Source organism: Pseudomonas sp. 22085, from assembly GCF_052045815.1.
GTDB lineage: Bacteria > Pseudomonadota > Gammaproteobacteria > Pseudomonadales > Pseudomonadaceae > Aquipseudomonas > Aquipseudomonas glycinae.
In genome coordinates this window covers 79,676-92,191 of the sequence record NZ_JBQEQA010000020.1, presented here as the reverse complement: position 1 = coordinate 92,191, position 12,516 = coordinate 79,676, and the positions used below count along the sequence as shown (strand labels likewise).

At 59.0% G+C, this 12,516-nt stretch carries 14 protein-coding genes; 2 read left to right on the top strand and 12 right to left on the bottom strand.

All coding sequences use genetic code 11. The annotated features are described in order from the left end of the window. The first annotated feature begins 40 nt into the window (after positions 1–40). Positions 41–364 (top strand): ferredoxin FdxA, encoded by a 324-nt coding sequence (gene fdxA, locus ACTJK7_RS22800; RefSeq protein ID WP_007908827.1) that lies wholly within the window; start codon positions 41–43, stop codon positions 362–364. A 488-nt stretch (positions 365–852) separates the two neighbouring features. On the opposite strand, the gene rpoS is transcribed toward fdxA, so the two are convergent. The 8 genes from rpoS to ACTJK7_RS22760 form a co-directional block, all read right to left on the bottom strand. Continuing rightward, the gene (gene rpoS, locus ACTJK7_RS22795) at positions 853–1,860 is read right to left on the bottom strand and encodes an RNA polymerase sigma factor RpoS (protein WP_007954831.1); all 1,008 of its coding nucleotides are present in this window, start codon (positions 1,858–1,860) and stop codon (positions 853–855) included. Between the two features lie 106 nt (positions 1,861–1,966). After that, positions 1,967–2,848 (bottom strand): peptidoglycan DD-metalloendopeptidase family protein, encoded by an 882-nt coding sequence (locus ACTJK7_RS22790; protein ID WP_108559836.1) that lies wholly within the window; start codon positions 2,846–2,848, stop codon positions 1,967–1,969. A gap of 212 nt (positions 2,849–3,060) precedes the next feature. Continuing rightward, positions 3,061–3,696 (bottom strand): protein-L-isoaspartate(D-aspartate) O-methyltransferase, encoded by a 636-nt coding sequence (locus ACTJK7_RS22785; protein WP_170844894.1) that lies wholly within the window; start codon positions 3,694–3,696, stop codon positions 3,061–3,063. A gap of 41 nt (positions 3,697–3,737) precedes the next feature. Beyond that, complete coding sequence (gene surE / locus ACTJK7_RS22780; protein WP_108559834.1) at positions 3,738–4,487, bottom strand: 5'/3'-nucleotidase SurE; 750 nt, start codon at positions 4,485–4,487, stop codon at positions 3,738–3,740. Next, positions 4,475–5,533 carry a tRNA pseudouridine(13) synthase TruD gene (truD, locus tag ACTJK7_RS22775; RefSeq protein WP_108559832.1) on the bottom strand — a complete coding sequence of 353 codons (1,059 nt, stop codon included), beginning with the start codon at positions 5,531–5,533 and terminating at the stop codon, positions 4,475–4,477. The genes surE and truD overlap by 13 nt, the downstream gene beginning before the upstream one ends. Continuing rightward, the gene (gene ispF / locus ACTJK7_RS22770) at positions 5,530–6,003 is read right to left on the bottom strand and encodes a 2-C-methyl-D-erythritol 2,4-cyclodiphosphate synthase (RefSeq protein WP_007954821.1); all 474 of its coding nucleotides are present in this window, start codon (positions 6,001–6,003) and stop codon (positions 5,530–5,532) included. Before ispF ends, truD begins: the two co-directional genes overlap by 4 nt. A gap of 43 nt (positions 6,004–6,046) precedes the next feature. Further along, entirely contained in the window at positions 6,047–6,892 is an 846-nt protein-coding gene (fghA, locus tag ACTJK7_RS22765) for an S-formylglutathione hydrolase (protein WP_011332701.1), read from the bottom strand. A 55-nt stretch (positions 6,893–6,947) separates the two neighbouring features. After that, the gene (locus tag ACTJK7_RS22760; RefSeq protein WP_440780704.1) at positions 6,948–8,060 is read right to left on the bottom strand and encodes an S-(hydroxymethyl)glutathione dehydrogenase/class III alcohol dehydrogenase; all 1,113 of its coding nucleotides are present in this window, start codon (positions 8,058–8,060) and stop codon (positions 6,948–6,950) included. Between the two features lie 116 nt (positions 8,061–8,176). Here ACTJK7_RS22760 and ACTJK7_RS22755 point away from each other — a divergent pair, with 116 nt between their 5' ends. Next, positions 8,177–9,073 (top strand): LysR substrate-binding domain-containing protein, encoded by an 897-nt coding sequence (locus tag ACTJK7_RS22755; protein ID WP_108559828.1) that lies wholly within the window; start codon positions 8,177–8,179, stop codon positions 9,071–9,073. Here the strand turns inward: ACTJK7_RS22755 and ispD are convergent. From ispD to kdsA, 4 genes are all read right to left on the bottom strand, one after another. Beyond that, positions 9,070–9,777, bottom strand: a complete 708-nt coding sequence (gene ispD / locus ACTJK7_RS22750; protein ID WP_440780703.1) for a 2-C-methyl-D-erythritol 4-phosphate cytidylyltransferase — start codon at positions 9,775–9,777, stop codon at positions 9,070–9,072. The genes ACTJK7_RS22755 and ispD overlap by 4 nt on opposite strands. After that, positions 9,774–10,052 (bottom strand): cell division protein FtsB, encoded by a 279-nt coding sequence (gene ftsB, locus ACTJK7_RS22745; protein ID WP_003222158.1) that lies wholly within the window; start codon positions 10,050–10,052, stop codon positions 9,774–9,776. Before ftsB ends, ispD begins: the two co-directional genes overlap by 4 nt. Positions 10,053–10,223: 171 nt before the next feature. Then, positions 10,224–11,513, bottom strand: coding sequence for a phosphopyruvate hydratase (gene eno, locus ACTJK7_RS22740; RefSeq protein ID WP_007954808.1), 1,290 nt, complete (start codon positions 11,511–11,513; stop codon positions 10,224–10,226). Between the two features lie 156 nt (positions 11,514–11,669). Further along, positions 11,670–12,515 (bottom strand): 3-deoxy-8-phosphooctulonate synthase, encoded by an 846-nt coding sequence (kdsA, locus tag ACTJK7_RS22735; RefSeq protein WP_007954807.1) that lies wholly within the window; start codon positions 12,513–12,515, stop codon positions 11,670–11,672. Between the last annotated feature and the right edge of the window lies 1 nt (position 12,516).

Sequence of the window (12,516 nt, the reverse complement as noted above, 5' to 3'; positions counted from 1 at the left end):
GAAGGGGCAACGCTGCCGCCGCCTGAGGAGAAAATTAGAAATGACCTTCGTCGTCACCGACAACTGCATCAAGTGCAAGTACACCGACTGCGTAGAAGTCTGTCCGGTGGACTGCTTTTACGAAGGCCCGAACTTCCTGGTGATTCACCCGGATGAGTGCATCGACTGCGCCCTGTGCGAACCGGAATGCCCGGCCGTGGCCATTTTCTCCGAGGACGAAGTTCCGGAAGAGATGCAGGAGTTCATTCAACTGAACGTTGAATTGGCCGAAATCTGGCCGAATATCACCGAGAAGAAAGAATCGCTGCCGGATGCCGAAGAGTGGGATGGCGTCAAAGGCAAGATCAAAGACCTCGAACGCTGATCTGTCGCGCGTTTGAAGAAAAGGCCCCTCGCGGGCCTTTTTGCTTTTCCGGTTTTTGCTTTATTTCAGGCAAAAAAAGGGGCGGTTTGACCCGCCCACATTTTTTCCCTATTCCCTGTGTTCCTTTTCATCGTCCTGATGAATCGCTTCCTGCGATGTCCATTCCCCTCTTCCTTGAAGGGCGTGTCTATCCGTCGACACAACCCAGATACTAGCGAGTTCCCCGCAGGGGGCAACCGGCCCTCAGCGCATGATACTGTTGTCATAAACCCTTAACATTAAAATATAACCTTATAAATCAATATGTTATTGATCAGCGATGAGCACAATCGCCTTCGGCAGCAGTGTAAAAATCACGAACACTTACGATACAGTCAGCAAAGGCTTACAGCGCAAACCTACAAGGTGGGAATACCTGGCGCTTTCAGCACACAAACAAAAAGCCCCGAACCAGTCGGGGCTTTCTGCATGGCGGTCAGGCGGGCGGCTTATTGAAACAGCGACTCGCTCGACAGGCCGTTTTTCTCGAGAATTTCCCGAAGGCGCTTAAGGCCTTCCACCTGGATCTGTCTCACCCGTTCCCGGGTCAGGCCGATCTCCAGGCCTACATCTTCCAGCGTGCTGCTCTCGTGGCCGCGCAGGCCGAAGCGGCGTACCACCACCTCGCGTTGCTTGTCGGTCAGTTCCGAGAGCCATTGATCGATGCTCTGCGACAGATCGTCATCCTGCAGCAGTTCACATGGATCGGTCGGACGGTCATCCGTCAGGGTGTCCAGCAGGGTTTTATCCGAATCCGGACCCAGTGAGACGTCGACCGAAGAAACCCGCTCGTTCAGGCCCAGCATGCGCTTGACCTCGCCCACCGGTTTTTCCAGCAGGTTGGCGATTTCTTCGGGTGAAGGTTCGTGGTCGAGCTTTTGCGTCAGCTCCCGTGCAGCCCGCAGGTACACGTTGAGCTCCTTGACCACATGAATCGGCAGCCGGATGGTCCGGGTCTGATTCATGATTGCGCGTTCGATGGTCTGACGGATCCACCAGGTTGCGTAGGTCGAGAAGCGGAAGCCGCGCTCGGGATCGAACTTTTCCACCGCTCGGATCAGTCCGAGGTTGCCCTCTTCGATCAGATCCAGCAGCGACAGCCCCCGATTGACGTAACGCCGGGCGATCTTGACGACCAGCCGCAGGTTACTTTCGATCATGCGCTTGCGCCCGGCCGGGTCGCCACTTTGCGACAAGCGCGCAAAATGAACTTCTTCTTCCGGGGAGAGCAGAGGGGAAAAGCCGATTTCGTTGAGGTACAACTGCGTGGCATCGAGTGCCCGAGTGTAGTCGATGTACTTGTGTTGTTTAAGCGAAGCGGAGTGTTTGGATTTGGCACGAACGGAAGGTGGAGCAGCCCCTTCATCATTCGACATCGAATCCGAATCGATGCCGGTCTCCATCAGGAGAACCTCATCGTCGATGTCAAACTCCGGCACTTCTTTACTGAGAGCCATTGTTATAGTCCTTTGGTGAGTTCGACCCCAAGCTCAAGCGACGCCTTTATCCTTGGCAACGCTGGAGCCTGTCCCCTCTACGTGACGGAACAGGCTGGTCTGCAAATCAACGTCTTGGCAGGAACTGCAGCGGATCTACAGGTTTACCTTGTCGGCGAATCTCAAAATGCAGTTTCACCCGGTCTGTACCCGTTGACCCCATTTCGGCAATTGTCTGTCCGACCTTGACCTGCTGCCCCTCCCGTACCAACAGCCGACGGTTGTGTCCGTAAGCACTGACGTAGGTTTCGCTGTGTTTGATGATGACCAATTCGCCGTAGCCCCTTAAGCCACTCCCGGCGTATACCACCGTCCCATCAGACGCAGCTAAAACAGGCTGTCCCAAATCTCCGGCGATATCAATTCCTTTATTCAAACTACCGTTTGAAGAGAATTTTCCAATGAGAATGCCATTAGATGGCCATCCCCAGCCGGTCGGGGCCGGGCCCGGTGGTGGCAGTGGAGCGGGTGTTGGCTTGTTGGCGACGGACGGTACAACCGTCGTCGAAGCCGCGCCGGAACCCGTGGTTGTGGTGGTCGTCGTGCCATTTGCCTGGCGCCGGATAACCGTGGTTTTGCTGGACGAAGACGCTGAAGAACCGGCGTTGGTGACGACTGCCGTCGACGTTGAACCGGTACGGCCATCGAAGCGAATCGTCTGACCCGGATGGATCGTATATGGCGTAGGAATATTGTTCCGGGCAGCGAGGGCTTTGTAGTCCCAGCCGTAGCGAAAAGCGATGGAAAACAAGGTATCGCCCGGACGGACTACATACTGCCCGGTCGTCACGACCGGACGCTGGGCCACCGCATTGTTGCGATCAACGACCCGCACGTTGCTCGATTTTGTGCTGGAGCAACCGACCAGCAAGGTGCTCAAGACAAGGCCAGTCACCAGGCGCTGAAAGCTCGTGTTACCCATACGCTGCGCAATGACTGTGAGACTCACCCGCCGCTCCCTTTGTGGTGGCTGAAAAATGTGGAATGCCGATTCCGGCATGAAACTTCGCAAGTATAACGGGCGCAACCGGCTTTACCTTTTATAGAAGCGCTATCGCTCGGCGCACACGTTTGCTTGTAGACGATCCATCCTGTTTAACCACTCGCTGCCGCTGTAAGACAGGCGCGCTCGACAGGAATTCAGCGGCCTCGAACAAATGCTCAGGCGAGCGGCCCGTTGAGCAACGGCACGAAACGCACCGCTCCCAGAACGTGTCTGGAGAAGCCGTTTTCTTCGCGCACGATCAGCATCAATTGCTGCACTTCGCCTGAACCGACCGGGATCACCATCCGCCCGCCCGGTGCCAGTTGATCAAGCAAAGCCTGAGGCACATCGGTGGCAACCGCCGTGACGATAATGCCGTTGTACGGCGCCAGCGCCGGCCAGCCCTCCCAGCCATCGCCCCAGCGAAACACCACGTTGCGCAGATTGAGTTCGACCAGACGCTCCTTGGCCCGATCCTGCAGCACCTTGATGCGCTCCACCGAGAACACCCGCTCGACCAGTTGCGACAGCACCGCCGTCTGGTAACCGGAACCGGTGCCGATCTCCAGCACCTTGTCCAGCGGCCCGGCTTCCAGCAGCAGCTCGCTCATGCGCGCCACCATATAAGGCTGGGAAATGGTCTGGTTGTTGCCGATCGGCAGCGCGGTGTCTTCATAGGCACGATGCGCCAGCGCTTCATCGACGAACAGGTGTCGCGGGGTGCGGCGGATCACTTCCAGCACGCTGGCGTTGGAAACACCCTCTTCATACAGACGCTGGATCAGGCGTTCACGGGTTCGCTGGGAGGTCATCCCGATGCCGCTGCGCAGCCTGTCGTCTTGTTCACGAGCCATCAGTTGAGCCCCTCCAGCCAGCCGTCGAGACTTCTGAAGGCATCATTGAAGGTGCGATCGAGCTGCAACGGAGTGATGGATACGTAACCTTGCATCACTGCATGGAAATCGGTGCCCGGTCCGCCGTCTTCCGCGTTCCCTGCCGCAGCGATCCAGTAACCGGCCTTGCCGCGCGGGTCCACTACTTTCATCGGTGCCGCCGCACGGGCGCGATGACCGAGACGGGTCAATTGAATGCCGCGAATGTGATCGATCGGCAGATTCGGAATGTTCACGTTCAACACCGTGCGCGGTGGCAGATCGAGCCCGGCATGGGCCTCGACCAGTTTGCGCGCAAAGTAGGCGGCCGTGGGCAGGTTGTCGACCTGCCGCGACACCAGCGAGAAGGCAAACGACGGGCGCTCGAGAAAGCGGCCCTCGAGGGCGGCTGCCACCGTCCCGGAATACAGCACGTCATCCCCCAGGTTGGCACCAAGGTTGATCCCCGACACCACCATGTCCGGCTCGCGTTCAAGCAAACCGTTGAGCCCCAGATGGACGCAGTCGGTCGGTGTGCCATTGAGGCTGATAAAGCCGTTGGCCAGGTATTGCGGGTGCAGCGGACGGTCGAGTGTCAGCGAACTGCTGGCACCGCTCTTGTCCTGTTCCGGGGCGATAACCACGCACTCGGTGTAATCCGCCAGCGCAGAATAAAGCGCGGCAAGACCGGGCGCAGTCACCCCATCGTCGTTAGAAATCAGAATACGCATGGGCTGTCCGTCTGCCCCACCGGCACCAGATCAACGAGTTCGCGCACCAATACGGTGGCGAAGCATCCGGCCGGGAGGACGAATTCCAGTTGCAGAATGTCAGGCTCGGGATAATGCCACGTCAACCCGCCAATGGGCAGCCGCAGGATGCGACGTTCGTGGCTCATACCGGCATTAATCAACCAATCGCGCAGATCCGCCTCGCGTGCGGCAATCCCCTGCTCCAGATCATGGACAACCCCGGCCGCCGGCGAGTCACCTTCGCCCCACTGCGGGCCGGTCGGGTGCAGGTCGAGAATCGCCAGGCGCGGGTCGCTGCACTCGGCCTCACCGGCCGGGAAAAAGCTGCGGCTGTCGGTGAAGGCCAGCAGATCGCCGACCTGGGCGCGCTGCCACGTGCCATCGGCGACCCGTGCTGCGAGCACCTGATTGAACAGAAAACTGCGCGCGCTCGACAGCAGGCGCGAGCGCACATTGCGCTGCTCCGGCAGTGCCTTACGCGCGGCCCAGGAGCGGGCATCGACAACGTTGCCACCGTCATGGCCGAAACGCTGGGCGCCGAAGTAATTCGGGATTCCGTGTTTGGCGATCAGTTGCAGACGCTCGTCGATGGCGGTTTTGTCGCCATTGAACTGGGTCAGGCGCAGCGTGAATCCATTGGCCGAATGCGCACCGCGTTGCAACTTGCGCTTGTGGCGAGTGGTCTTGAGGATTTTCAGCGTGTCGTTTTCCGACGCCGACAGATCCGGATCGGCCTTGCCCGGCAATTGCACGCTGAACCACTGACGGGTCAGCGCCTGACGATCCTTCAGACCGGCATAGCTCACCGTACGCAGCGGCACACCTGCCGCCTTGGCGATACGGCGTGCAGCCTCTTCTGTATTCAAGCCACGCTTTTCCACCCAGATCCACAGGTGCTCGCCGTCACCGCTGAACGGAATGTCGAGCACTTCATCGACCTGAAAATCTTCGGCGATGGCTTTCAGTACCGCAGTGCCGAGGGCGTCGCCATAGGCCCGTGGGCCGAGCAATTGCAGTTCGTTCATGCGCGCAGCAACAAGGCAACGGAATGCACGGCGATGCCTTCTTCGCGACCGACGAAGCCAAGCTTCTCGGTGGTGGTGGCTTTCACGTTCACTTGGTCCAGTTCAACTTGCAGATCCGCGGCAATCAGGGCGCGCATCGATTCGATATGGGGGGCCATTTTCGGAGCCTGGGCAACGATGGTGTTGTCGACGTTGCCGACCTTCCAGCCTTTGGCGTGGATCAGACTGACCACATGGCGCAGCAGGACACGGCTGTCGGCACCCTTGAATTGCGGGTCGGTGTCCGGGAAGTGCTTGCCGATATCACCCAGAGCCGCCGCGCCGAGCAAGGCATCGCTCAAGGCGTGCAGCAGGACGTCACCGTCGGAGTGAGCGAGCAGCCCGAAGCCGTGTGCGATTCGCACGCCGCCCAGAGTAATGAAATCGCCTTCAGCGAAACGGTGCACATCATAGCCGTGGCCAATACGCATAAAAAAACGCCCCGAATTTTGTCAGGGCGTGATTCTACCTGCATTAACTCTTCAGAGCGCGCGCGTGATGCTGCAAGTGGTCGTCAATGAAGCTGGCGATGAAGAAATAGCTGTGATCGTAGCCCGGTTGCAGGCGCAACGTCAGCGGATGCCCCGCCTGTTTTGCCGCTTGTTGCAGGGCCTCGGGTTTGAGCTGGGTGGCGAGGAAGTCGTCGCGATCCCCCTGATCGACCAGCAATGGCAGCTTTTCGTCCGTCTCGGCGATCAGCGCACAGGCATCCCACTCGCGCCATTTCGAACGGTCTTCGCCCAGATAGCGGGAGAACGCTTTCTGGCCCCACGGGCAATCCATCGGATTATTGATCGGAGAGAACGCTGATACTGACTGATAACGCCCTGGATTGCGCAAGGCACAGACCAATGCACCGTGACCGCCCATCGAGTGGCCGCTGATGCTGCGTTTGTCCGACGCCGGGAAATGCGCTTCAACCAGTGAAGGCAATTCCTGCACGACGTAGTCATGCATCCGATAGTGCCGCGACCAGGGTTCCTGCGTGGCATTCAGATAGAACCCGGCACCGAGGCCGAAATCCCAAGCCCCGTCGGGATCGCCCGGTACATCCGGGCCGCGAGGACTGGTGTCCGGGGCCACGATAATCAGCCCCAATTCAGCCGCCATGCGCATGGCACCGGCCTTCTGCATGAAGTTCTCGTCCGTGCACGTCAGGCCCGACAGCCAGTACAGCACCGGCAACTTGCCGCCCTGCTCTGCCTGCGGCGGCAGGTACACGGCGAACACCATGTCGCAACCCAGCACTTCGGAACGATGGCGATAGCGCTTGTGCCAACCGCCGAAACTTTTCTGACAGGAGATGTTTTCCAGACTCATGTAGGACTCCTACGCAGCCACGGCTGCACATCGGCAGTCGCGGCATCGTGATTGATCAGAAATGAATGACGGTACGGATGCTCTTGCCTTCGTGCATCAGGTCGAAGGCCTTGTTGATGTCTTCCAGGCCCATGGTGTGAGTGATGAAAGTATCCAGCGGGATTTCGCCGCTTTGCGCCATGTCGACGTAGCTTGGCAATTCGGTACGACCACGCACGCCACCAAACGCCGAACCACGCCAGACGCGACCGGTCACCAGCTGGAACGGACGGGTGGAGATTTCCTGGCCGGCACCGGCCACACCGATGATGACCGACTCGCCCCAGCCTTTATGGCAGCACTCGAGCGCTGCGCGCATCAGTTGCACATTGCCGATGCATTCGAAGGAGAAATCAACGCCGCCGTCGGTCATGTCGACGATCACTTCCTGGATCGGACGATCGAAGTCTTTCGGGTTCACGCAGTCGGTGGCACCCAATTGTTTGGCGATTTCGAACTTGGCCGGGTTGATGTCGATGGCGATGATCCGTGAGGCCTTGGCCTTCACCGCGCCGATCACGGCCGACAGACCGATGCCGCCGAGGCCGAAAATCGCCACGGTGTCACCCGGTTTCACCTTGGCGGTGTTGATCACCGCACCGATACCGGTGGTCACGCCGCAACCGAGCAGGCAGACCTTTTCCAGCGGTGCATCCTTGGAGATCCTGGCCACGGAGATTTCCGGCAGCACGGTGTACTCGGAAAACGTCGAGGTACCCATGTAGTGGAAAATCGTTTGGCCCTTGTAGGAAAAGCGCGAAGTGCCGTCCGGCATCAGGCCCTTGCCCTGGGTGGCGCGAATCGCCTGACACAGGTTGGTCTTGCCCGACTTGCAGAATTTGCACTGACCGCATTCCGGGGTGTACAGCGGAATCACGTGGTCTCCGACGGCCACGGATGTCACGCCTTCGCCGATCGCTTCGACGATTGCGCCGCCTTCGTGGCCGAGGATCGACGGGAAGATACCTTCCGGGTCAGCGCCGGACAGCGTGTACGCATCGGTATGGCAAACGCCGGAAGCCACCACGCGCAGCAATACTTCACCGGCCTTGGGCATGGCGACATCGACTTCTACGATTTCCAGCGGCTTCTTGGCCTCGAAGGCAACGGCGGCGCGCGACTTGATCATGCTGACTCTCCAGTGAATCCATTGAATAAAAAACCAGACAGTCAGTGTAGTCCAGCGCTGCTTGATGAATAATCCGGGCAAAAGCAAAACATTATTGCCATACAGGGATAATCCTGATGTCCGAAAACCGCTGGGAAGGCATCGACGAGTTCGTCGCCGTTGCCGAATGCAGCCAGTTCACCGCGGCTGCCGAACGCCTGGGCGTTTCTTCCTCACACATCAGTCGACAAATCGTACGGCTGGAAGAGCGTCTGCAGACGCGTTTGCTGTATCGCAGTACCCGGCGCGTCACCCTGACCGAGGCCGGCCAGACTTTCCTGCAACATTGTCAACGTCTGCAGGACGGACGCGAAGAAGCCTTGCGCGCGGTCGGCGATCTGACCAGCGAACCCAAAGGCATGCTGCGCATGACCTGCGCCGTGGCCTATGGCGAGCGTTTCATTGTGCCGCTGGTGACCCGGTTCATGGGGCACTACCCGCAACTGCGCATCGATATCGAACTGACCAACCGCCAACTCGACCTGGTGCATGAAGGCCTGGACCTGGCGATCCGTCTTGGCCGACTTCAGGATTCCCGGCTGGTGGCGACTCGCCTTGCACCGCGACGCATGTATCTGTGTGCATCGCCTTCGTACCTTGAACGGTACGGACGCCCACACAGTTTGTCGGAACTGGGTCGACACAATTGCCTGATCGGCAGCTCGGACATCTGGCAGCTTGAACAAAACGGGCGGGAGTTTTCCCAGCGGGTACAGGGAAACTGGCGCTGCAACAGTGGGCAAGCGGTGCTGGATGCGGCGCTACAAGGCGTCGGACTGTGTCAGTTGCCGGACTATTACGTGCTGGAACATCTGCACAGCGGTGCGTTGGTTTCTTTGTTGGAGACGCATCAACCGCCGAATACGGCGGTGTGGGCGCTGTACCCACAGCAGCGGCACCTGTCGCCCAAGGTGCGCAAACTGGTGGATTTTCTCAAGGAAGGTTTGGCCGAACGGCCGGAATATCGGACTTAACGACGATTGGCCCAGCGCTGACGCAACCATTCGAGGTCTTCGGGGCGGGTCACTTTCAGGTTATCCGCACGGCCTTCGATCAGGCGCGGTGCCAACCCGGCCCACTCCATCGCCGAAGCTTCATCAGTGATCACGGCATCCGCCACCAGACTGTCCGCCAGTGCGCGGTGCAAGGCACCGAGGCGGAACATCTGCGGCGTGTACGCTTGCCAAATCACGCTGCGATCGACGGTTTCCACCACCCGACCGTGCTTGTCGACCCGCTTGAGAGTGTCCTTCGCCGGCACAGCCAGCAAACCACCAACCGGATCGTTCGCCAGCTCAGCGAGCAATTTGTCGAGATCGTCACGGCTCAGGTTCGGCCGCGCCGCATCGTGCACCAGCACCCAGTCTTCATCGTCGGCACCTTGCGCATGCAGATGCAGCAAGGCGTTGAGCACCGAGCCGGAGCGTTCGGCACCACCGTCGACCCGCTGAATTCGCGAATCACTGGCGCTGGCCAGGTTCGGCCAATAAGGATCATCGACGGCAAGACTGACCACCAGGCCCTTGAGGCTCGGGTGATCGAGGAAACAGCCGAGGCTGTGTTCGAGAATTGTGCGCCCGCCCAGTTGCAGGTATTGCTTGGGACGGTCCGCGGCCATACGGGCACCGACGCCCGCGGCAGGAATCACGGCCCAGAAGGCCGGCAGGGAATCGATCATTGGGCCAACTGGTAAAGGGTTTCGCCGTCCTTGACCATGCCCAATTCGTGACGAGCCCGCTCTTCAACGGTCTCCATGCCTTTCTTCAACTCGCTGACTTCAGCGTCCATCACTCGGTTGCGCTCCAGCAAGGCTTCGTTCTCGGCGTGTTGATCAGCAATTTGCTGATTCAGTTCGGCGACTTGCGCCAGACTGCCATTGCCCACCCAGAGGCGGTACTGCAGACCGGCCAGCAGCAAGAGCAAGACGAGAAACAACCAGTAAGGACTGCGCATCGAATATCAGGTATCCAGTGAAAAAAGACAGCCACACAAAAACTTTGAAGCATCTGATAGCACGAAGCCTGGAATATCCAGGCTTGTGCATATAAGGCATCAGATTAGTGGCAAATCCATCGCTGTCACGACTTTTCCGACACAATCCGGTGTCTTTCTATCATTTACTGCTCAGCCGCGAAACTCGCTGCGACCGTTGTACTTGGCCTTGCCATTCAACTGCTCTTCGATACGCAGCAGTTGGTTGTACTTGGAAACGCGGTCGGAACGGCACAGCGAACCGGTCTTGATCTGGCCAGCCGAAGTACCCACGGCCAGGTCGGCAATGGTCGAATCTTCGGTTTCGCCCGAACGGTGCGAGATCACGGCGGTGTAACCGGCAGCCTTGGCCATCTGGATGGCTTCCAGGGTTTCGGTCAGGGTACCGATCTGGTTGAACTTGATCAGGATCGAGTTGGCGATCTTTTTATCGATGCCTTCTTTGAGGATCTTGGTGTTGGTCACGAACAGGTCGTCGCCGACCAGTTGGGTCTTCTCGCCGATCTTGTCGGTGAGGATCTTCCAGCCAGCCCAGTCGGACTCGTCCAGACCGTCTTCGATCGAGATGATCGGGTAACGCTCGGTCAGACCTTTGAGGTAGTCGGCGAAACCTTCAGCGGTGAACACCTGGCCTTCGCCGGACAGGTTGTACTTGCCGTCTTCGAAGAATTCGCTGGCCGCACAGTCCAGAGCCAGAGTCACGTCGGTGCCCAGCTTGTAACCGGCGTTGGCGACTGCTTCGGAGATCACTTTCAGTGCGTCTTCGTTGGACGCCAGGTTCGGCGCGAAACCGCCTTCGTCACCGACGGCAGTGCTCAGGCCACGGGCCTTCAGCACGGCTTTGAGGTGATGGAAAATCTCGGTGCCCATGCGCAGACCTTCCGAGAAGGACTTGGCGCCAACCGGCTGAACCATGAATTCCTGGATGTCGACGTTGTTGTCGGCGTGTTCGCCACCGTTGATGATGTTCATCATCGGAACCGGCATCGAGTAAACACCCGGGGTGCCGTTCAGGTTGGCGATGTGTGCGTACAGCGGCAGGTCCTGATCCTGTGCAGCCGCCTTGGCCGCAGCCAGGGACACGGCGAGGATGGCGTTGGCGCCCAGGGTCGCTTTGTTTTCGGTACCGTCGAGCTTGATCATCGCGTGATCCAGCGCTTTCTGGTCGCTTGGGTCGGTGCCCAGCAGCAGATCGCGGATCGGACCGTTGATGTTGGCTACCGCCTTGAGCACGCCCTTGCCCAGGTAACGGCTCTTGTCGCCATCACGCAGCTCGAGCGCTTCACGCGAGCCAGTGGATGCACCGGACGGCGCACAGGCGCTGCCGATGATGCCGTTGTCGAGAAGCACGTCCGCTTCCACGGTGGGATTGCCACGGGAGTCGAGAACTTCACGACCTTTGATGTCGACGATTTTTGCCATTGTTGTAAACACTCCAAAGTTGACGAAAACGACGCAGCTAGAGGAAATCTTTTTACCGTCGGCAAGTGGTGTGCAGCGGGCAGCTTGCAGACGACAACGCTCATACCCGAGGGCATGAGCGACAAATCGTGCGGTACTTTACCGGAGAATTGAGGTTTACGCGGTTTCTACCGTCGGAAAACTCTTCACCAGTTCGTCCAGGGCTTTGAGCTGGGCCAGGAATGGCTCCAGTTTGTCCAGACGCAAGGCGCAAGGGCCGTCGCATTTGGCGTTGTCCGGATCCGGGTGCGCTTCGAGGAACAGACCCGCCAGCGACTGGCTCATGCCAGCCTTGGCCAGGTCGGTGACCTGGGCGCGGCGACCGCCGGCGGAGTCGGAACGACCGCCAGGCATTTGCAGCGAATGGGTCACGTCGAAGAATACCGGGTACTCGAACTGCTTCATGATGCCGAAGCCGAGCATGTCAACCACGAGGTTGTTGTAGCCGAAGCTCGAACCACGTTCGCAGAGGATCAACTGATCGTTACCCGCTTCCACGCACTTGTTCAGGATGTGTTTCATTTCCTGAGGCGCGAGGAACTGGGCTTTCTTGATGTTGATCACTGCGTTGGTCTTGGCCATCGCGACGACCAGATCGGTCTGGCGCGACAGGAAGGCCGGCAGCTGGATGATGTCGCACACCTCGGCGACGACCGCGGCCTGGTCAGGCTCATGGACGTCTGTGATGATCGGCACGCCGAAGGCTTGTTTGATGTCCTGGAAGATGCGCATGCCCTCTTCCAGGCCAGGACCGCGATAGGAGGTCACAGAAGAACGGTTGGCCTTGTCGAAGCTGGCCTTGAACACATAAGGGATACCGAGTTTTTCGGTGACCTTCACGTACTCTTCGCAAACCTGCATGGCCATGTCACGGCTTTCCAGCACGTTCATGCCGCCGAACAGCACCATGGGTTTGTCGTTGGCAATCTCGATGTCGCCGACGCGGATGATCTTCTGTGCCATC

What these genes read in the sequence shown, in the direction of transcription:
- ACTJK7_RS22785 (WP_170844894.1), bottom strand. Translation starts at nt 3,696, where the DNA reads ATGACCTCCCAGCGAACCCGTGAACGCCTGATCCAGCGTCTGTATGAA.
- kdsA (WP_007954807.1), bottom strand. Translation starts at nt 12,515, where the DNA reads ATGGCACAGAAGATCATCCGCGTCGGCGACATCGAGATTGCCAACGAC.
- eno (WP_007954808.1), bottom strand. Translation starts at nt 11,513, where the DNA reads ATGGCAAAAATCGTCGACATCAAAGGTCGTGAAGTTCTCGACTCCCGT.
- ispD (WP_440780703.1), bottom strand. Translation starts at nt 9,777, where the DNA reads ATGATCGATTCCCTGCCGGCCTTCTGGGCCGTGATTCCTGCCGCGGGC.
- ftsB (WP_003222158.1), bottom strand. Translation starts at nt 10,052, where the DNA reads ATGCGCAGTCCTTACTGGTTGTTTCTCGTCTTGCTCTTGCTGCTGGCC.
- fghA (WP_011332701.1), bottom strand. Translation starts at nt 6,892, where the DNA reads ATGAGTCTGGAAAACATCTCCTGTCAGAAAAGTTTCGGCGGTTGGCAC.
- surE (WP_108559834.1), bottom strand. Translation starts at nt 4,487, where the DNA reads ATGCGTATTCTGATTTCTAACGACGATGGGGTGACTGCGCCCGGTCTT.
- ispF (WP_007954821.1), bottom strand. Translation starts at nt 6,003, where the DNA reads ATGCGTATTGGCCACGGCTATGATGTGCACCGTTTCGCTGAAGGCGAT.
- fdxA (WP_007908827.1), top strand. Translation starts at nt 41, where the DNA reads ATGACCTTCGTCGTCACCGACAACTGCATCAAGTGCAAGTACACCGAC.
- rpoS (WP_007954831.1), bottom strand. Translation starts at nt 1,860, where the DNA reads ATGGCTCTCAGTAAAGAAGTGCCGGAGTTTGACATCGACGATGAGGTT.
- ACTJK7_RS22760 (WP_440780704.1), bottom strand. Translation starts at nt 8,060, where the DNA reads ATGATCAAGTCGCGCGCCGCCGTTGCCTTCGAGGCCAAGAAGCCGCTG.
- ACTJK7_RS22755 (WP_108559828.1), top strand. Translation starts at nt 8,177, where the DNA reads ATGTCCGAAAACCGCTGGGAAGGCATCGACGAGTTCGTCGCCGTTGCC.
- truD (WP_108559832.1), bottom strand. Translation starts at nt 5,533, where the DNA reads ATGAACGAACTGCAATTGCTCGGCCCACGGGCCTATGGCGACGCCCTC.